Source organism: Pseudomonas sp. KH_046_2, assembly GCF_057838985.1.
This window is the reverse complement of sequence record NZ_CM174480.1, coordinates 5,936,792-5,955,517: the sequence shown is the minus strand read 5'-3', so window position 1 is coordinate 5,955,517 and position 18,726 is coordinate 5,936,792. Positions and strand designations below refer to the sequence as shown.

Annotated in this window: 15 protein-coding genes; 8 read left to right on the top strand and 7 right to left on the bottom strand. The window is 61.0% G+C overall.

All coding sequences use genetic code 11. The features are described from left to right. Window positions 1-8 precede the first annotated feature (8 nt). The 6 genes from AC3IX1_RS27170 (at window position 9) to AC3IX1_RS27145 (ending at window position 6,791) form a co-directional block, all read left to right on the top strand. Window positions 9-872: a LysR family transcriptional regulator gene (locus tag AC3IX1_RS27170; RefSeq protein WP_489386461.1), complete on the top strand. Its 864-nt coding sequence runs from the start codon at window positions 9-11 to the stop codon at window positions 870-872. Between the two features lie 219 nt (window positions 873-1,091). Further along, a complete protein-coding gene (locus AC3IX1_RS27165) occupies window positions 1,092-2,168 on the top strand; it encodes a putative 2-aminoethylphosphonate ABC transporter ATP-binding protein (RefSeq protein ID WP_489386460.1) in 1,077 nt (358 codons plus the stop codon). Then, window positions 2,168-3,892, top strand: coding sequence for a putative 2-aminoethylphosphonate ABC transporter permease subunit (locus tag AC3IX1_RS27160; RefSeq protein WP_489386459.1), 1,725 nt, complete (start codon window positions 2,168-2,170; stop codon window positions 3,890-3,892). The genes AC3IX1_RS27165 and AC3IX1_RS27160 overlap by 1 nt, the downstream gene beginning before the upstream one ends. Before the next feature lie 39 nt (window positions 3,893-3,931). Further along, the gene (locus AC3IX1_RS27155; RefSeq protein ID WP_489386458.1) at window positions 3,932-4,957 is read left to right on the top strand and encodes a putative 2-aminoethylphosphonate ABC transporter substrate-binding protein; all 1,026 of its coding nucleotides are present in this window, start codon (window positions 3,932-3,934) and stop codon (window positions 4,955-4,957) included. Window positions 4,958-5,100: 143 nt separating this feature from the next. Beyond that, the gene (locus AC3IX1_RS27150) at window positions 5,101-6,234 is read left to right on the top strand and encodes a TIGR03364 family FAD-dependent oxidoreductase (protein WP_489386457.1); all 1,134 of its coding nucleotides are present in this window, start codon (window positions 5,101-5,103) and stop codon (window positions 6,232-6,234) included. Continuing rightward, a complete protein-coding gene (locus AC3IX1_RS27145; RefSeq protein WP_489386456.1) occupies window positions 6,234-6,791 on the top strand; it encodes a phosphonate degradation HD-domain oxygenase in 558 nt (185 codons plus the stop codon). Before AC3IX1_RS27150 ends, AC3IX1_RS27145 begins: the two co-directional genes overlap by 1 nt. A 127-nt stretch (window positions 6,792-6,918) precedes the next feature. On the opposite strand, the gene AC3IX1_RS27140 is transcribed toward AC3IX1_RS27145, so the two are convergent. Both AC3IX1_RS27140 and AC3IX1_RS27135 read right to left on the bottom strand, forming a co-directional pair. Next, window positions 6,919-8,283 (bottom strand): GTPase/DUF3482 domain-containing protein, encoded by a 1,365-nt coding sequence (locus AC3IX1_RS27140; protein ID WP_489386455.1) that lies wholly within the window; start codon window positions 8,281-8,283, stop codon window positions 6,919-6,921. Next, window positions 8,276-9,646, bottom strand: a complete 1,371-nt coding sequence (locus AC3IX1_RS27135; RefSeq protein WP_489386454.1) for a DUF2868 domain-containing protein — start codon at window positions 9,644-9,646, stop codon at window positions 8,276-8,278. The genes AC3IX1_RS27140 and AC3IX1_RS27135 overlap by 8 nt, the downstream gene beginning before the upstream one ends. An 85-nt stretch (window positions 9,647-9,731) precedes the next feature. Between AC3IX1_RS27135 and AC3IX1_RS27130 the strand changes: the two genes are divergently transcribed. Further along, entirely contained in the window at window positions 9,732-10,244 is a 513-nt protein-coding gene (locus AC3IX1_RS27130) for a dihydrofolate reductase (protein WP_489386453.1), read from the top strand. Between the two features lie 99 nt (window positions 10,245-10,343). On the opposite strand, the gene AC3IX1_RS27125 is transcribed toward AC3IX1_RS27130, so the two are convergent. Beyond that, on the bottom strand, window positions 10,344-11,735 hold the full coding sequence (locus AC3IX1_RS27125) for an L-cystine transporter (protein ID WP_489386452.1): 1,392 nt from the start codon (window positions 11,733-11,735) through the stop codon (window positions 10,344-10,346). Between the two features lie 243 nt (window positions 11,736-11,978). Here AC3IX1_RS27125 and AC3IX1_RS27120 point away from each other — a divergent pair, with 243 nt between their 5' ends. Then, window positions 11,979-13,034: an HAD family hydrolase gene (locus tag AC3IX1_RS27120; RefSeq protein WP_489386451.1), complete on the top strand. Its 1,056-nt coding sequence runs from the start codon at window positions 11,979-11,981 to the stop codon at window positions 13,032-13,034. 103 nt (window positions 13,035-13,137) lie between these two features. On the opposite strand, the gene ilvD is transcribed toward AC3IX1_RS27120, so the two are convergent. The 4 genes from ilvD to AC3IX1_RS27100 all read right to left on the bottom strand — a co-directional run bounded on the left by ilvD (window position 13,138) and on the right by AC3IX1_RS27100 (window position 18,649). Further along, on the bottom strand, window positions 13,138-14,979 hold the full coding sequence (gene ilvD / locus AC3IX1_RS27115; RefSeq protein ID WP_056726462.1) for a dihydroxy-acid dehydratase: 1,842 nt from the start codon (window positions 14,977-14,979) through the stop codon (window positions 13,138-13,140). A gap of 386 nt (window positions 14,980-15,365) precedes the next feature. Further along, window positions 15,366-15,824, bottom strand: a complete 459-nt coding sequence (locus AC3IX1_RS27110) for an REP-associated tyrosine transposase (protein WP_489386450.1) — start codon at window positions 15,822-15,824, stop codon at window positions 15,366-15,368. Between the two features lie 194 nt (window positions 15,825-16,018). Next, on the bottom strand, window positions 16,019-17,215 hold the full coding sequence (locus AC3IX1_RS27105; RefSeq protein WP_489386449.1) for an MFS transporter: 1,197 nt from the start codon (window positions 17,213-17,215) through the stop codon (window positions 16,019-16,021). Window positions 17,216-17,452: 237 nt separating this feature from the next. Further along, a complete protein-coding gene (locus AC3IX1_RS27100; RefSeq protein WP_489386448.1) occupies window positions 17,453-18,649 on the bottom strand; it encodes a class I SAM-dependent rRNA methyltransferase in 1,197 nt (398 codons plus the stop codon). Window positions 18,650-18,726: the final 77 nt, after the last annotated feature.

Here is an 18,726-nt window from a genome sequence, read left to right as displayed (position 1 = left end):
GGAAGGTTGTGCTGAGTGCCGAGCTGAAGGCGTTTTACATGGTGGCCCGCATGGGCAGCATTACCCAGGCCGCCAAAAAGCTCGGCCTGAGCCAGCCGACGGTGACGACACAGATCCGCAACCTCGAAAGCCAGTATTCGGTCGAACTGTTCTACCGTGGTGGCCGCCGCCTCAGCGTCAGCGAAGAGGGCGCGCGGCTGCTGCCGATGGTCAAGGTGCTGATGCAGCAGGAAGCCGACATCGAGTTTTTCCTGCGTAACTGCGGTCAGGTCCAGGGCACATTGCGCATTGCCGCCACGGCGCCGTATTACATCCTCGACCTGGTGAAGACCTTCCGCGAGCGTTTGCCGCAGGTGGAGGTGTCGGTGGAAATCGGCAACTCCCAGCAAGTGCTCGAAGCACTGGAGGATTACCGGGTTGATGTCGCGGCGTCCTCGCAGTTGCTCGATGACGCACGACTGGTTCGCCGGGTGCTCGGCAGCGATCCGCTGGTGTTGGCGGTGCATCGCAATCATCCGCTGGCGGTTCACGATCACGTGCCGCTCGGCGCCTTGGCCGGGCACACCCTGCTGATGCGCGAACCGGGCTCGACTACCCGTCGCCTGACCGAAGAATTGCTGGCCAGCGCCGGGGTGTGTTTCGGCCCGCTGCTGGAGATCGGCAGCCGCGAATCGATCCGCGAAGCAGTGCTGCGCAATATCGGCATCAGCATCATTGCCCGTCAGGAAGTGCCCCATGATCCGCAATTGCGGGTGCTGACCATCGAGAATGCGCCGCAGATTCCCGAATACCTGTACTGCCTCAAGGAGCGCAAAAACGCGCGGCTGCCAGCGGCGTTTCTGGGGTTGGCGCAGGAAATGGCTCCGGCCTGAGATCTTCTTTACCTGTCCTGGCCTCATCGCGAGCAGGCTCGCTCCTACAGTTGACCGCATTCCCCTGTAGGAGCGAGCCTGCTCGCGATGGCGGTAGACCAGTCAGCACAGGAATAACCAAAAATCTTGAATACCACTATCGGCAGTTTTTGCCTTACTGCCACATGACGGACTCATTACAACCCTAGGATGGCCCCATCTGCCAGATGAGGTCCGTCCATGAACAACCCGATCGCAACTGCCCTGACCAACCCCGGCGCACCGATGAAGGTGCGAGGTGTACAGAAACGTTTTGGCGCCTTCACGGCGCTGGATAACGTGTCCCTCGACGTGGCGGCCGGTGAGCTGGTGTGTCTGCTGGGCCCGTCGGGCTGTGGCAAGACCACCCTGCTGCGCTGCATCGCCGGTCTGGAGAAGCAGGACAGCGGCGAGTTGTACCTGGGTGATCGCGACGTTTCCCACCTGGCGCCCCAGGCGCGGGACTACGGCATTCTGTTCCAGTCCTACGCGTTGTTTCCCAATCTCACCGTCGAAGCGAACATTGCCTACGGCCTTGCCGGCAGCGGTCGCGACGAAGTGCGCCGTCGTGTCGGCCAGATGCTGGAACTGGTCGGCCTGACCGGCAGCGAGAAAAAGTATCCCGGTCAACTGTCCGGCGGCCAGCAGCAGCGGGTTGCGCTGGCTCGTGCCCTGGCCCCGGCGCCTTCGCTGTTGCTGCTGGACGAACCGATGTCGGCCCTCGATGCCCGGGTGCGCGAGCATCTGTGTACCGAATTGCGCCAACTGCAACGCAACCTCGGCATCACCACCCTGATGGTCACCCACAATCAGGACGAGGCCATGCTGATGGCCGACCGCATCGCCGTGATGAACAACGGCAAGGTCGAGCAGTACGCCACGCCGCAGGAAATCTACAACCGCCCGGCCACGCCATTCGTGGCAGAGTTCGTCGGCCAGGGCAACTGGTTGCCGTTCCAGCGCAGCAGCGACAACCACGCCCAGGTCGGGGGGATGAACGTGCGCCTGGCCGATGGTAGCGCCAAGACCGCGTCGGGCCGTTTGTTCTGCCGTCCGGAAGCGATCAACGTCAACCCGCTGGTGCACGAGGAAAACCTGTTCCCGGCCAAGGTTCGCGAAATCACCTTCCTCGGCAACCGCTGCCGCATGAGCTTTGAACTCGATCAATTGCCCGGGCATGCGTTGTTGGCGGAGCTGGCACCGGAAGCCATGCCACGCCTTGGCGCCCAGCAGATCATGGTCGCCTTGCCGCCGCGCAGCCTGCAGGTGTTTGCCTGATGAGCGCGAACATCGCCCTGCCGCTGCCGCACAAGCAGGTTCGGCAAGCCACCCGCGCCGAGGTCGGTGACCGGTTGTTCGTGGTCGGCGGCAAAGTCCTCATGCTGGTGTTGTTGGGCGTTGCCGTATTGATGCCGTTGCTGGCGATCTTCTGGCGGGGTTTCAGCGCCGAAGCCGGGCAGGGCGGTGGCTGGATTGCCGCCAAAGAACTGGTGACCAGCGAAAACTTCCATTGGTTGCTCGGTAACAGCCTGAAGGTTTCCCTCAGCGTTGCGGCGATAGTCGTACCGCTGGCCTATCTGTTTGCCTACGCACTGCAACGAACCTTGATTCCGGCCAAAGGCATCTGGCGTGGCATTTCCCTGCTGCCATTGATGGCGCCTTCGATGTTGCCCGGCATCGCGCTGGTTTATCTGTTCGGCAACCAGGGCATGCTGCGTGGCCTGCTCTCGGACAACATCTACGGCTTCTGGGGCATTGTGCTTGGCGAGGTCATCTACACCTTCCCGCATGCCTTGATGATTCTGTTGTCGGCCCTGTCCCTGGCCGATGCACGACTGTTCGACGCGGCCTCCAGCATGGGCGCGAGTCCTGCAAAAGCCTTTCGCAGCATCACCTGGCCGGCGACCCGTCAGGCCGTGTTCGCTGCGTTCTGCCTGGTGTTCACCCTGACCATCACCGATTTTGGCGTGCCGGTGGTGGTCGGTGGCGACTACCAAGTGCTGGCGCTGGAGGCCTACAAGGCGGTGGTCGGTCAGCAACAGTTCGGTCGCGGTGCCTTGATCGGTATGGTGCTGTTGCTGCCGGCACTGTTCAGTTTCGGAGTCGATGCCTGGTTGCGTCGACGCCACGGCGACTCCATGAGCGGTCGCGCCCAAGTGTTCAAACCCGCGCCGTCGAAACTGCGCGACAGCTGCTACCTGGCCATCGTCCTGCTGATCTGCGCCGCGTTGCTGCTGGTGTTCGGCATGGCGGTGTTCTCGTCCCTGGTGAAGTTCTGGCCGTACAACCTGTCGCTGTCGCTCAACCATTATCAGTTCAACGAAACCGCCGGCGGTGGCTGGATGGCCTACGGCAACAGCCTGAAGATGGCCCTGGGCACGGCGTTGATCGGCAGTCTGCTGATTTTCACCGGTGCCTACCTGATGGAAAAAACCAAAGGCCAGCGCGGCCTGAATCTGACACTGCGCATGCTCAGTTTCGTACCGATGGCAGTGCCGGGCCTGGTGCTTGGGTTGGGTTACGTCTTCTTCTTCAACCTCACCGGCAACCCGCTGCATGTGCTGTACGGGACCATGACCCTGCTGATCGTCTGCACCATTGCTCACTATTTGACCACCGCGCAAATGACCGCCACCACCGCGCTGCGTCAGCTCGATGCCGAGTTCGAAGCCGCCGCGCTGTCGCTCAAGGCGCCGCTGTACCGCCATTATCTGCGGGTCACCGTGCCGATCTGCCTGCCGGCGCTGCTGGACATCGTGCGCTACCTGTTCGTCTCGGCCATGACCACCGTCTCGGCGGCGATCTTCCTCTACAGCCCCGACACCATCCTCGCGGCGGTGGCGGTGTTGAACATGGACGACGCCGGCAACGTCGGCGGTGCGGCAGCGATGTCGACCCTGATCCTGATTACCTCGGCGGGCGTGTCCTTGCTGCTGGCCTGGGCTTCGCGCGGCTTGCTGCGCCGCTCACAGGCCTGGCGGCAGACCGCGCCCGGTCATTGAATCTGCACAACCCCTCAACTCAAAAAACAGGAAAAGATCATGTTCAAGCCTATGGCCCTGGCCGCTGCTGTCCTCACTGCTTTCAGCCTGAACGCCTATGCGGCGAAAACCGAGTTGACGGTGTACACCGCCCTCGAAGCCGAACAACTGAAAACCTACAAAGAGGCGTTCGAGAAGGCCAACCCGGACGTCGAAATCAAATGGGTGCGTGACTCCACTGGCATCATCACCGCCAAACTGCTGGCCGAAAAAGCCCGTCCGCAGGCTGACGCCGTGTGGGGCCTGGCTGCTTCGAGCCTGGCGATTCTTGATCAGCAAGGCATGCTGCAAAGCTATGCACCGAAAGACCTGGGCAAGATCGGCGCCAACTACCGCGACGCGGCCAACCCGCCAGCCTGGGTCGGCATGGACGTCTGGGCCGCGACCATTTGCTTCAACACCGTCGAAGCCGAGAAGCAGGGCCTGACCAAACCCGTGAGCTGGCAAGACCTGACCAAGCCTGAGTACAAGGGCAAGATCGTCATGCCGAACCCGGCCTCGTCCGGCACCGGTTTCCTCGATGTCAGCGCCTGGCTGCAAACCTTTGGCGAGAAGCAGGGCTGGGCCTACATGGACGGCCTGCACCAGAACATCGGCCAGTACGTTCACTCCGGCTCCAAGCCTTGCAAACTGGCTGCCGCCGGTGAGTTCCCGATCGGTATTTCCTTCGAGTACCCGGCTGTTCAACTCAAGCGTCAGGGCGCACCGCTGGACATCATCCTGCCGAAGGAAGGTTTGGGTTGGGAGATCGAAGCGACTGCCGTGATCAAGGGTACTGCCCACGAAGAAGCGGCGAAGAAACTGGCTGACTTCTCCGCCAGCCCTGAAGCGATGGAGCTGTACAAAGAAAACTTCGCCGTGCTCGCCCAGCCTGGCATCGCCAAGCCGCAGACCGAACTGCCGGCCGACTACGAGCAGCGCCTGATCAAGAACGACTTTGCCTGGGCCTCGAAGAACCGCGACGAGATCCTGACCGAATGGCGCAAGCGCTATGACGGCAAGTCCGAGAAAGTGGCGGCCAAGTAAGATTTTTATCGACTGACAGGGCCTCATCGCTGGCAAGCCAGCTCCCACAGGGATCTAAGGTGGATGCAGATTTTGTGAGCACCTCGAAACCTGTGGGAGCGGGCTTGCCCGCGAAGGCGGCCTCGAATTCAGGACACCTCTAGATGACACAACACAATGACATGCTGATCGTCGGCGCCGGCATCCTGGGTTTGTCCCACGCGTATGCCGCTGCCAAGCGCGGTCTGAAGGTCACGGTTTTCGAGCGCAGCGAAACGCCTGTTGGCGCTTCGGTGCGCAACTTCGGCCAGGCTCTGGTCACCGGCCAACCGCCGGGACCGATGCTGGAACTGGCCCGCGCCAGTCGTGGAATCTGGGGCGATTGGGCGCAGCTCGCCGGCCTGCAACTCAAACGCAATGGCTCGTACCTGTTCGCCCGCACCGAAGCGGAAGAACAGTTGCTGGAAGCCTTCTGCGAGGGCCGCGCCGTCGAACACGGTTACCGTGTCGACCTGCTGCGCGGCGCTGCTCTGCGCGATTTGTACGGCGGTCAGTTCCGCCATCACCGCGCTGCGTTGCACGGTATGGACGATCAGCAGCTGTATTCGCGCGAAGCGATTCCGGCGCTGATCGATTTCCTGCGCCGCGACCTGGGCGTCAAGTTTCACTTTTCTACCCTGGTGCGTGATATCGAGCCGGGCCGCCTGCACAGCACTGCCGGAAGCTTCAGTGGCGAGCAGATCATCGTCTGCTCCGGCCACGATTATCAGACGTTGCTGGCCGAACAGATCGCTGAACTCGAGCCGCAAATCTGCCGCCTGCAAATGCTCCGCGCGCGCCCGCAAATCAACCTCAACCTACAACACGCGTTGCTCACCGGCTTGAGTTGCGTGCACTACGGCGCCTTCGCCGATTTGCCGGAGGCCGCGGCGGTGCAGGCAGAAATCCTGCGGTACGCGCCGCACCTGCACAAAAACGGCATCCACCTGCTGATCAGCCCGACGCCCCATGGCGAATTGATCATTGGTGATTCGCACCATTACGGCAGCGATCCGTCACCCTTCAATGCCGAGCAGGTCGACGACTGGATGATCGAGCTGGCCGAGCAGACCCTGGGCTGCAAGGTACAAGTGGTCGAACGCTGGCAGGGGGTCTATGGTTCACGGGGGCCGGGACCGTTCTCGTTCCTGCGTCCGGCAAAGGGCCTGAGCATGGCATTGATGCACTCCGGTGTCGGCATGAGTGTCGGGCCGGCGATGGCCGAACGAAACGTCGCTACGGTGTTGGGGGAAATCTGATGGAGCGCAATGAGCAAGTCGTCGCCGAAGTATTCAGTCTGTACGAGCGTTTTGGCGACAGCGATTACATCGGTGAACCGGTGTCGCAGATCGAGCACATGTCCCAGGCAGCTGAACTGGCCATGGCCGAAGGCTTCGACGATGAAGTGGTGCTGGCGGCGTTCTTCCACGACATCGGGCATATCTGCGCCGAAAGCGCGGAAAACATGGGCGGATTCGGTGTGGTCAGCCATGAGCGTCTGGGTGCGGATTATCTGCGCCGCGCCGGTTTCAGCGAGCGCATGGCGCGGCTGGTCGAATACCACGTGCAGGCCAAGCGTTATCTGACGCTGAAAGATCCGGGGTACTACGAGCGCTTGAGTGAAGCCAGTCGCCGAACCCTGGAATATCAGGGTGGGGTGATGACGGCTGAAGAGGCGCAGGCGTTCGAGCAGGACCCGCTGTGTGCCGTGAGCTTGCGCATGCGCCAGTGGGATGAAATGGCGAAAGAGATGCATGTGCCGGTGATTGATCTGGCAGTTTTGAAAGAAAAAGCGGTGCGGTTGTTGGTGCCGTGAGCCTTTAAATCGAGTCGCTGCCATCGCGGGCAAGCCCGCTCCCACAATGATTTGTGGTGACACAGATCTTGTGTACACCAGAAACCCTGTGGGAGCGGGCTTGCCCGCGATGGCGCCGGATCAGCCCCTACAAATCTCTTGCCAGAACCTCGATCTGCTCCTGCCGCTCCGCCTGATTCAACTTCGGATGCGGATTCAACGACGACCACTGCGGATGCGCCCGCGCCTTGTTCAGCGCTTCGGGCAGTTTGCCTTCGCGCCAGCTCTTGTCCTGAGGCGTGGCCACCTGAATGCTGTCCATCGCCGCGTGCCCACGGGCATTGAGCGCTTGCAGCAATTGCCGCTGGCGCAGTGCCAACAGCCGCAGCACGTTGTCATCCACCGTCAGTTCGCGCTGGCCCTTGATCTTGCCGAGCAGGCGGCTGCCATAACTACGTGCGGTTTGCAGTGCGCCGCCGGCAATCGCCCCGGCCAATGCCGCCGCGCCCAGGGTGATGCCACCCACCAGCAAATCGACCCCGGCCCCGGCGGCGGCGCCCGCGGCGATTCCGCCACCGACGCGCACGCCCAGTTGCTTGAGGGTTTCCGGGTTGAACAGGTCATCGCCCCAGCGGCCATCGAGCAGCGGCAAATCACTGGCGGCGGCATCCTGTGGGCGGAAGGCGTACAGCTTGAGCAGTGCCTCGACGCAACGCTGCTCGCGCTGGCGCACGGCTTTGCGCAGTTCATTGATCGCCTGTTGTTCCTGCTCGGCTTCACTGACCACACTGCGTCGGAAGGCCGCGCAATCGATCAACAATTCGGCAATCAATCGCTCGGCGCTTTGTTGGCGAGCCAGACGCTGGGCATGTTGATCGGCGATCAGGCGTTCGAGTTGCGGCCGGGCAGATTCCAGCAGCAGGGCGAGACTTTCATAGAGTCGACGCCCGCCATCCTCCGGCGGCGCGACGCTGTCGAAGCGCACCAAGGCATGCAAGCCCAGCCGCGCCAGCGCTTCGCGCCATGCCGGTTCGCGGTGGTTGGTGCTGCTGACGAAATTCAGCACCGGCAGCAAGGGTTTGCCGCAACTGGCCAGCACTTCCAGCTCGTCGCGATACTTGGCCAGCACCGGCTCCCGGGCGTCGATCACGTAGAGCCCGGCGTCCGACGCCAGCAACTGGCGCAGCACCTTGGCTTCCTGTTCGAAGCGTTGCCGGGCTTCGCTGCCATCGAGGAAACGCGCCAGCCGCGCCGGACCGTCGAGGCGTTCGCCGGGACGCTCCAGGCGTTCGAGGTAGTCGAGCAGGGCGATGGCGTCTTCCAGGCCGGGGGTGTCGTAGAGATCGAGCAAGGGCTCGCCGTCCACCGACAACCGTGCGCCTTCGACGTGTCGCGTGGTGCTGGGGCGATGGGACACTTCACCGAAGCCGACATCGCGGGTCAGGGTGCGCAGCAACGAGGTTTTGCCGACGTTGGTGTGGCCGACCACGGCGAGTTTCAGAGGGTTAGTCATGACCCGCCTCCAGCCAGTTCATCGGTGCGCAATCGGCGAACGGCAGCTCCAGTTGTTGCAGCGCCACGTGCCAGTCGCCCAGGCGTTCGGCGTCCAGCGCTTCGCCGGGCGGTGCTTGCAGCAACCACACGCGGGTGGCGCTGGCGCTGCGGGCCAGTTCGGCAATCAAGGCCAGGCTGCCGCGATCCGGCGAGCGCCGTGGATCGCACGCAATGGCCAGGCGTGCCGGGGGGAAGCGGCTCAGTTGTTCGAGGAGTTTGTGTCGCGATTCGCGGCTGTCGAGAATGCCGGCGTTGCTGACGTTTTTCGGCAATTGCGGTGGCCACGGGCGGTCGTCGTCCAGCTCGATGGCGACCAATAGAGCACCATCACTTTGTTGTTCGCTGACGCCGCTTTCCACGCGATGCAGTTGCTCAGGCGCCGCATCGCTGATGCCGAGGCGTTCGCTGGTGGGCATCAAGCGCTCGCGCAGTTGCGCGTAGCCGGGCAGGTTCAAATCCAGACGCAGCGCCGTTTGCCCCGACTTCCAGCGCCACAGGCAAAACAGCGCGAGCAGCAGGCGCGGCAAAACGCCGTAGACCAGCAGCACGCCCACCAACCAGGCGGCCCAGGCCTGCCGGGCACTTTCGATGTTCAGTGCGGCGTCGCCACTGGCGCGGATCATCTCCTCGGTCGGCACGCTGAAACCGAGCAGGGCCGGTAGCGCGCCGAGGGCCTGGGTCATGGCGATAAAGGTGTCGGCACTGAGGATGGTGGTTTCCCAGACGAAGCCGTAGCGCCGGGTTGCCATCAGCGTCAGCAGGATCACCAGCGCGCTGAGCATCGCCAGCAACCACAAGCCGTTGACCAACACGCCGATCGCCCAGCGGCTGAGTTTCTGGCGTTGCAGCAACAGCAGCAAGGCTGGCGCCAGTTGTGCGGTTTTGGCGTCCCGGGCGAGTTTTTCACTTAGCCACAACCACAGTCGCCCAAGGCTGGCGCCGTGTTCGCCGGCAAACACCAGGCCCAGGGCCCAGCTCAGCAGCAGGATCAGATTGAGCCCGAGCAGGCTGCCCAAGGCCCAGAACACATTCACCGGGTGCAGGCCGTCGCCCATTGCCGCAAAGGCCAGGCCGGCGCCGCTGATCACGGCCAGCACCGCCATTGCGATCAGCGCCAATCGCGCGCCTTGCAGCCAGTGCTTCAGAGCATCGGCCAGTCCATCGCGTTCGGCCAGCCACAGGGCCCGGCGTTGAATGCGCGACGGCAAATCGCCGCCGGTGCTGCGGGCCAGTCGGTTTGCTTCAAGGTCTTCCAGAGGGCCGGCGTACTCTTCGCGCAGGCGGATGGTTTCTGTCAGCCAGAGGGTATTGAGTTCAGTCACGCGGCATCCCGTCGCTTAAATGAGCTGTGAGCATAACCGCTGTGGCGCTTATCGGCGAAAGCGCGGCTCTGGTATCCTCGCCGGCATGACTAAATCACTCCCCCTCAGCCTGATCGCAGCCCTCGGTGAAAACCGTGTGATCGGCGTCGACAACAGCATGCCCTGGCACTTGCCGGGGGACTTCAAATACTTCAAGGCCACCACCCTCGGCAAGCCGATCATCATGGGGCGCAAGACCTGGGACTCCCTCGGTCGTCCGCTGCCGGGGCGCTTGAACATCGTGGTCAGCCGTCAGGCGGATCTGCTGCTCGAAGGCGCGGAGGTTTATCCGTCGCTGGAAGCCGCCGTCGTTCGCGCCGAAGCATGGGCGAAGGAACAGGGCGTTGATGAGTTGATGCTGATTGGTGGTGCGCAGTTGTATGCGCAAGGGCTGGCGCAGGCCGATCGCTTGTACCTGACCCGCGTGGCGCTGAGCCCGGAAGGGGATGCGTGGTTTCCGGAGTTTGAATTGAACCAGTGGAAACTGGTGTCGAATGTGCCGAACCCGGCCGAAGGCGACAAACCGGCGTACAACTTCGAAGTCTGGGAAAAAGCCTAAAAGCATCGCGAGCAGGCTCGCTCCTACAGGGGATTTGTATCGATCACAGATCCAATGTAGGAGCGAGCCTGCTCGCGATAGCGGTCTGTCAGGCGCTACTTAAGCGTGCGCCAACGCCGAATGATCATCCGCAGCCAACAGCGCCTTATCAGTCTGCTGCATCACCTGACTGGTAATCGCCCCCGCCGTCATCGACCCACTGACGTTCAACGCTGTACGCCCCATATCAATCAGCGGCTCGACCGAAATCAGCAACGCCACCAGCGAAACCGGCAAGCCCATCGCCGGTAGCACGATCAACGCCGCAAACGTCGCACCGCCGCCAACCCCGGCCACGCCGGCCGAACTCAGCGTGACAATCGCCACCAGTGTCGCGATCCACAGCGGGTCCAGCGGATTGATGCCCACAGTCGGCGCCACCATCACCGCCAACATCGCCGGGTACAGGCCGGCACAACCGTTCTGGCCAATGGTTGCGCCAAACGAAGCGGCGAAACTGGCGATGGACTGCGGAATGCCCAGGCGGCTGGTCTGCGCTTCGATGCTCAACGGAATCGTCGCCGCGCTGGAGCGGCTGGTGAAGGCAAAGGTCAGCACCGGCCAGATCTTGCGGAAGAAACGCAGCGGATTGATCCCCGCCGCCGACACCAGCACACCATGCACTACGAACATCAGGCCCAGGCCGATGTAGGACACCACGACAAAACTGCCGAGCTTGATGATGTCTTGCAGGTTGGAACCGGCGACCACTTTGGTCATCAGCGCCAGCACGCCGTACGGGGTCAGCTTCATCACCAGGCGCACCAGGCGCATCACCCAGGCTTGCAGGGTGTCGATGGCGTTGATCACTTTCTGACCTTTCTCGGCATCATCCTTGAGCAATTGCAGGGCCGCGACACCCAGGAACGCCGCGAAAATCACCACGCTGATGATCGAGGTCGGCTTGGCCCGCGCCAGGTCGGCAAACGGGTTTTGCGGAATGAACGACAGCAACAGCTGCGGCACATTCAGGTCGGCGACCTTGCCGGCGTAGTCGGTCTGGATGGTTTGCAGGCGAGCCATTTCCTGGGTGCCGGCCACCAGGCCTTCGGCGGTCAGACCGAACAGGTTGGTCAGGCCGATGCCGATCAGCGCCGCAATGGCTGTGGTGAACAGCAGCGTGCCGATGGTCAGGAAACTGATCTTGCCCAGCGAAGAGGCATTGTGCAGGCGGGCCACGGCGCTGAGGATCGAGGCGAACACCAGCGGGATCACGATCATTTGCAGAAGCTGCACATAACCGTTGCCTACCAGATCGAACCAACCGATCGAGGCTTTGAGTACCGGATTGCCGGCACCGTAAACGGTGTGCAAGGCCACGCCGAACGCCACGCCCAGCACCAGTGCGAGCAAGACTTTTTTCGCCAGGCTCCATGTCGTGTGGCGGGTTTGCGCCAGGCCAAGGAGCAGGGCGAGGAACACCAGCAGATTGAGAATCAGCGGCAGATTCATGAGAACTCCGAAAGTGACTTGTGCCAGCCACCTTCCGGGGCAGCTGCGAACCGGCAAGCCTAACAGTTTGAAAACTAATGAATTAATAACGAAAACGCATGGTGTCCGTCGTTTTTGGAATAAGCGGGTGTCGCTGTCAGAAATGCAACTGGCGCGAAAGGGACGTGCGCGGTCGCTGACAGACGAGGACTGTCACACTTATTTGTTAGCGTCGATGTCTTTCACATTCAGGGAGAAACGCTAATGAAGTTCGCACCGAAATTACTGGCTGCAGCCATTTGCCTCGGCCTCGCCGGCCAGGTTCTCGCAACGGATTTGAAGCACTGGCCGGCCGATCAGGCCAAGGCACTGGACGCGATGATCGCGGCCAACGCCAACAAAGGTAACTACGCGGTGTTCGACATGGACAACACCAGTTACCGCTACGACCTTGAAGAGTCGTTGCTGCCGTTCATGGAGAACAAGGGCCTGATCACCCGCGACAAGCTCGACCCCTCCCTGAAGCTGATGCCGTTCAAGGACACCGCCGACCACAAGGAAAGCCTGTTCAGCTACTACTACCGCCTCTGCGAAGTCGACGACATGGTTTGCTACCCATGGGTCGCCCAGGTGTTCTCCGGCTTTACGCTCAAGGAACTCAAGGGCTACGTCGACGAAATGATGGCGTCCGGCAAGCCTGTCCCGGCCACGTATTACGAAGGCGACGTGGTCAAGAAGCTCGACGTCAACCCGCCGAAAATCTTCACCGGCCAGCAAGAGCTGTACAACAAGCTGATGGAGAACGGCATCGAAGTCTACGTGATGACCGCCGCCTCCGAAGAACTGGTGCGCATGGTCGCGGCCGATCCGAAGTACGGCTACAACGTCAAACCGCAGAACGTGATCGGCGTGTCGCTGCTGCTCAAGGACCCGAAGACTGGCGAGTTGACCACCGCGCGCAAGCAGATCACTGCCGGCAAGTATGACGAGAAGGCCAACCTCGGCCTCGAACTGACCCCGTACTTGTGGACCCCGGCAACCTGGATGGCCGGCAAGCAGGCGGCCATCCTGACCTACATCGATGAATGGAAAAAACCGGTGCTGGTTGGCGGCGATACCCCGACCAGTGACGGTTACATGCTGTTCCACAGTGTTGACGTGGCCAAGGGCGGCATCCACCTGTGGGTCAATCGCAAGGACAAGTACATGACCCAGATTAACGGCATGATGGCCAAGAACGCTGCGGCCCAGGCCAAGGAAGGATTGACGGTGACGGCTGACAAGAACTGGGTGATCGTCAAGCCGGAAGACATCCAGTAAGACCGCGGCGCCGCCATCGCGAGCAAGCTCGCTCCTACAGTGGATCGGCGTAAACAAAAATGCCCCGCACTTGGCGGGGCATTTTTATGTCGATGGTTAACGCTTACAGCCCGTCAAGCATCGCCTTGTTACGCACGGCACCCTTGTCGGCACTGGTGGCCAGCAGGGCGTAGGCTTTCAACGCGGTGGTCACTTTGCGTGGACGCACTTCCACCGGTTTCCAGCCTTTCTTGTCCTGCTCGACCCGGCGCGCGGCCAGTTCTTCGTCGCTGACCAACAGGTTGATCGAGCGGTTCGGAATGTCGATCAGCACTTTGTCGCCGTCCTGCACCAGGCCGATCGCACCGCCGGCAGCCGCTTCAGGCGAAGCGTGGCCGATGGACAGACCGGAAGTGCCGCCGGAGAAACGGCCGTCGGTGAGCAGGGCGCAGGCTTTGCCCAGGCCTTTGGATTTCAGGTACGAAGTCGGGTAGAGCATTTCCTGCATGCCCGGGCCGCCTTTCGGGCCTTCGTAGCGAATGATGACGATGTCGCCTTCTTTCACTTCGTCAGCAAGGATGCCGCGCACGGCGCTGTCCTGGCTTTCGAAGATCTTCGCATTGCCTTCGAACACGTGGATCGACTCGTCGACGCCAGCGGTTTTCACCACGCAGCCGTCCAGGGCGATGTTGCCGTAGAGAACGGCCAGGCCGCCTTCTTGCGAGTACGCGTGCTCGACACTGCGGATGCAGCCGTTTTCACGGTCGTCGTCCAGGGTTTCCCAACGGGTCGACTGGCTGAACGCGGTTTGCGTCGGGATGCCTGCAGGACCGGCCTTGAAGAAGTGGTGCACGGCTTCGTCGGTGGTCTGGGTGATGTCCCACTTGGCGATGGCTTCTTCCATGCTGCGGCTGTGCACGGTCGGCAACTGGGTGTGCAGCAAGCCGCCACGGGCCAGCGAGCCGAGGATGCTGAAGATCCCGCCGGCGCGGTGCACGTCTTCCATGTGGTACTTCTGGATGTTCGGCGCGACCTTGCACAGTTGCGGCACGTGACGGGACAGACGGTCGATGTCGCGCAGGTCGAAATCGATCTCGGCTTCCTGGGCAGCGGCCAGCAAGTGCAGGATGGTGTTGGTGGACCCGCCCATGGCGATGTCCAGGGTCATGGCGTTTTCGAACGCCTGGAAGTTGGCGATGTTGCGCGGCAATACCGACTCGTCGTTCTCGCCGTAGTAACGCTTGCACAGCTCGACGATGGTGCGGCCGGCCTGCAGGAACAGCTGCTCGCGGTCGCTGTGGGTGGCCAGGGTCGAACCGTTGCCCGGCAATGCCAGGCCCAGGGCTTCGACCAGGCAGTTCATCGAGTTGGCGGTGAACATGCCGGAGCACGAACCGCAGGTCGGGCAGGCGCTACGCTCGTACTCGGCGACTTTCTCGTCAGAAGCGCTGGAGTCGGCGGCGATCACCATGGCGTCGACCAGGTCGAGGCCGTGGGAGGCGAGTTTGGTCTTGCCGGCTTCCATCGGGCCGCCGGAGACGAAGATCACCGGGATGTTCAGGCGCAGGGACGCCATCAGCATGCCAGGGGTGATCTTGTCGCAGTTGGAAATGCAGACGATCGCGTCGGCGCAGTGGGCATTGACCATGTACTCGACGGAGTCGGCAATGATCTCGCGGCTCGGCAGCGAATAGAGCATGCCGTCGTGGCCCATGGCGATGCCGTCATCGACAGCGATGGTGTTGAATTCCTTCGCCACGCCGCCAGCGCGTTCAATCTCGCGGGCGACCAGTTGGCCCAGGTCCTTGAGGTGCACGTGGCCCGGTACGAACTGGGTGAACGAGTTGGCAATGGCGATGATCGGCTTCTTGAAGTCGTCATCTTTCATCCCCGTGGCGCGCCACAGTGCGCGGGCACCGGCCATATTGCGGCCGTGGGTGGATGTTTTCGAGCGGTAATCAGGCATGAAGCACTCCGGGCGGCTAATCAGGTATCAAAAGGGAAGTGAGCTTCTATTGACGTCTGGAACACTCAGAAATGGCCGCGTGTCCGGAAGTTGCCGATAACTTTGCGGGATCGCCGCGCGCTTCAGCTTGAGCTCATAAACCCGCCGGGGATGACTGGCGATGAATGTTCGCGATTCTACACGGCTGGCGGCTGGAGGGAATGGCCGTAAGCGGGGAGAGAGCGTTCACTGGACGTGTGGGCAAGCCTGCGGAACTTCACATGGAGTGAATATCTGTAGGAGCGAGCTTGCTCGCGATGAACCAGAGGGCAACGTGTTCATCCAGAATGAGCGCGTTATCGTTTACGACCATCGCGAGCGAGCTCGCTCCTACAGTTGGCTGCGTTTCAGAGCCAGATGGCGTCCCATAGCGGATATTTGCCGATATGGTCGACTAGCCCTGCTCGCAATGGGTTGGCAACGATGTATCGGGCCATCGCTTTCAGATCGTCCTCGCGACGCAACGCCCGGTCAAAATAACCTTTTTGCCACAGCGTCTCGTGACAGCCTCTCGCCTTGTTGATAGTGCGGGCGCTTCGAGACTTGGTGGCTTGCATCAGTTTCGGTAAATCACCGTTATGCAACTCGACCACCCAGTGAAAGTGATCCGGCATGACCACCCAGGCAATAGAGGAGGCTTGGCCGTCCTCAGATGCCTTCCTGAATTCGCTTACCACTATTCGACCCATATGCCAGTCCTTGAAGATGGGTTGTCGCTGGTGGGTGACAGCTGTGAGCAAATAAATCCGGCCGGTTTCCGAGCAGCGGCCGGTACGCAAACGATGGGCGTGTTGGGCATTGGACATTCCGTTGTCTTCTTCGATGACTGGAAGAGAAACGTTAGACGCAGCAGGAAAGGATGTCGTGATGACAGTGGATCTGGATATGTCGGCACCCTTGTAGGAGCGAGCTTGCTCGCGAAAAACGTCAACGATAACGCGGGTGTGTCTGGTTATCCGCGGTGTCTATACGTTCTTCGCGAGCAAGCTCGCTCCTACAGTCAGCGTCCGATCCTGGCATTTGTCAGTAACCCCCAGAAGCTGAAAGCGATGTAGCTGACAGCAATGGTCATCAGCAAGTTGTCCCCTGTTTGTGCGAGGGCGGCGCTGCTGACGGCGGCAGTAATGAACATGATGCTGTTGCCTGCGGATGCTGCCGTCCCTGCGCTGTTTGAGAACAGCAACATGGCTGCGGAAATGGCGGCAGGCCGTACCAGGGTGACCGCCAGAGCACTGATCACCATCGGTATGAGCAGGGTGATGGTTGTCATCGCCTCATAACGGATGATTAACATCAACAACAGGCCAGCGGCACCCAGTAATCCGAGGCCGATGTTGATTTGCACAGATAGGGAGATATGTTTCTGCACGGTGGTAGCAACGACTCCACCCAGGAAATAGGCGACCCCATACACCATAAGTACCCACGCGTACTGGTACTCGGACAGTTTCAACTCATCCATGAAAATCAGCGGTGTCACGCTGATTAACGCGAAATAACAAGCGAACACTAACGCGGCTATCCACCAATAGCGGATGAAGTCTCGATTTCCAGCGATGGATTTCAGTGTACGGATGACTGAAACGGGTGTTTTTTCTGGGAAGGCTGCCTTGGAAGGCAGTATCAGTTGGGCATGGATCAGCATGCCGAGCGCCATGAGCGCAAAACCATAAAAACTGCCCTGCCAATCGAAAGTGGTTTGTAGCCAAGAGCCTAACAGCGGTGCCAGTGCAACAAAGGAACCGCTTAGCGTCATGTAATAAATGCGCACCCGGGCCCTGTCCTGTTCATCGAACAAATCCTCCACCAGTGCATGACCCAGCACAAAAAAACCACACCCGATGGCTTGGACTGCTCGAAACGCCAGGAAGCTTGGGAAGTCCGTCGCCAGCGCGCAGCCTATCGAGCCGAGGGTAGAAACAACGATGCAACCAAGAAGAACTTCCTTGCGCCCCCATTTATCTGAAAGCGGGCCGGTTATTAATTGAGAAAACGCAAAAACAAGCGTGAACAGGCTGATGGAAAGGGCGATGTCAGCGGTTGAACTGTCGAACTTCGCGGCCAAGGCAGGAAAAGAAGGCAGGAGGATGTTCAGCGGGAAAAAACTGATTAGCGAGATGTTGGTAATCAGAATAAAGCGGGAGACTCGTTGGCGTTTCAGGTCGCCACTTAGAGCTGGGTAAGAGGACTCAGACATTGTTTTTGTTTTCCGGAGTGATCAAGCTTTCATGCTTGAAACCAGAAACCGATACTAGTCTGGGACGCAGGGAGTTCAATCAAATGCGTTGTAGGAGGCCTCCTGTTCTGATGCCGGAAACCTCTGTAGGAGCGAGCTTGCTCGCGATGAGCCTGAGAGCGCCGTGGGGCGTCAGGCTGCCAGCGTTATCGTTGACGACCATCGCGAGCAAGCTCGCTCCTACACTGGTGTGCGGTTTTAGCTGTTAGGCAGCAACCGGCAGGTGATGCTCTTGATATAACGAGTTTCGGCAATCGCCGGATGCACTGGATGATCCGGACCCTGACCGCCACGTTCCAAGATCTGGATATTGCGGTCCAGGTGGCGAGCGCTGGTCAGCAGGATGTTCTGCAGGTCGTCTTCCGGCAGGTGCATCGAGCACGATGCGCTGACCAGGATGCCGTCCTTGGTGAGCAGGCGCATGGCTTGCTCGTTCAGGCGGCGGTAGGCGCCTTCGCCGTTCTTCATGTCTTTCTTGCGTTTGATGAACGCCGGCGGGTCGGCCACGATCACGTCGAAGCGTTCTTCGCTGGCTTTCAGCTCTTTGAGGGCTTCGAACACGTCGCCTTCGATGCAGGTCATTTTCTCGGCGAAGCCGTTCAGCGCAGCGTTGCGCTCGACACCATCAAGGGCGAAGGCCGAGGCGTCGACGCAGAACACTTCACTGGCGCCGAATGCGGCAGCCTGCACGCCCCAGCCGCCGATGTAGCTGTACAGGTCCAGTACGCGTTTGCCCTTGGCATACGGCGCCAGGCGTGCGCGGTTCATGCGGTGGTCGTAGAACCAGCCGGTTTTCTGGCCCTGGATGACTGGTGCTTCGAATTTCACGCCGTTCTCCTCCAGCGCGACCCACTCCGGCACCAGGCCGAATACGGTTTCGACGTAGCGGGTGAGGCCTTCGGCGTCACGGGCAGCGGAGTCGTTCTTGAACAGGATGCCGCTTGGCTTGAGCACTTGGGTCAGCGCTGCAATCACGTCGTCTTTATGGGCTTCCATGGTCGCCGAGGCGATCTGCACCACCAGGATGTCGCCGAAACGGTCGACCACCAGGCCTGGCAGCAGGTCGGAGTCGCCGTAGACCAGGCGATAGAACGGCTTGTCGAACAGACGATCGCGCAGGGACTGGGCCACGTTCAGGCGGTGCACCAGCAGCGATTTGTCCAGCGGCAACTTGATGTCGCGCGACAGCAGGCGGGCGCAGATCAGGTTGTTCGGGCTCATGGCAACGATGCCCAGCGGCTTGCCGCCGGCGGCTTCGAGGATCGCCTGGTCGCCGGCCTTGAAACCGTGCAAAGGCGTCGCGGCTACATCGATTTCGTTGCTGTATACCCACAAGTGACCGTTGCGCAGACGACGGTCGGCGTTGGCTTTGAGGCGCAGGCTAGGCAGGGACATGTCGTCGCTCCGGAAAAAAGAGCGGGAGTATAGCGTGTTGGGACCCCGGATTGGCCTGCAAGTGGACATGTGGCGAG

Excerpts from the sequence above, each read along its gene's own strand:
- AC3IX1_RS27105 (WP_489386449.1), bottom strand. The coding sequence starts at position 17,215 with ATGTCTGAGTCCTCTTACCCAGCTCTAAGTGGCGACCTGAAACGCCAA.
- AC3IX1_RS27130 (WP_489386453.1), top strand. The coding sequence starts at position 9,732 with ATGACTAAATCACTCCCCCTCAGCCTGATCGCAGCCCTCGGTGAAAAC.
- AC3IX1_RS27120 (WP_489386451.1), top strand. The coding sequence starts at position 11,979 with ATGAAGTTCGCACCGAAATTACTGGCTGCAGCCATTTGCCTCGGCCTC.
- AC3IX1_RS27160 (WP_489386459.1), top strand. The coding sequence starts at position 2,168 with ATGAGCGCGAACATCGCCCTGCCGCTGCCGCACAAGCAGGTTCGGCAA.
- AC3IX1_RS27125 (WP_489386452.1), bottom strand. The coding sequence starts at position 11,735 with ATGAATCTGCCGCTGATTCTCAATCTGCTGGTGTTCCTCGCCCTGCTC.
- AC3IX1_RS27100 (WP_489386448.1), bottom strand. The coding sequence starts at position 18,649 with ATGTCCCTGCCTAGCCTGCGCCTCAAAGCCAACGCCGACCGTCGTCTG.
- AC3IX1_RS27165 (WP_489386460.1), top strand. The coding sequence starts at position 1,092 with ATGAACAACCCGATCGCAACTGCCCTGACCAACCCCGGCGCACCGATG.
- AC3IX1_RS27150 (WP_489386457.1), top strand. The coding sequence starts at position 5,101 with ATGACACAACACAATGACATGCTGATCGTCGGCGCCGGCATCCTGGGT.
- ilvD (WP_056726462.1), bottom strand. The coding sequence starts at position 14,979 with ATGCCTGATTACCGCTCGAAAACATCCACCCACGGCCGCAATATGGCC.
- AC3IX1_RS27110 (WP_489386450.1), bottom strand. The coding sequence starts at position 15,824 with ATGTCCAATGCCCAACACGCCCATCGTTTGCGTACCGGCCGCTGCTCG.
- AC3IX1_RS27155 (WP_489386458.1), top strand. The coding sequence starts at position 3,932 with ATGTTCAAGCCTATGGCCCTGGCCGCTGCTGTCCTCACTGCTTTCAGC.
- AC3IX1_RS27145 (WP_489386456.1), top strand. The coding sequence starts at position 6,234 with ATGGAGCGCAATGAGCAAGTCGTCGCCGAAGTATTCAGTCTGTACGAG.
- AC3IX1_RS27140 (WP_489386455.1), bottom strand. The coding sequence starts at position 8,283 with ATGACTAACCCTCTGAAACTCGCCGTGGTCGGCCACACCAACGTCGGC.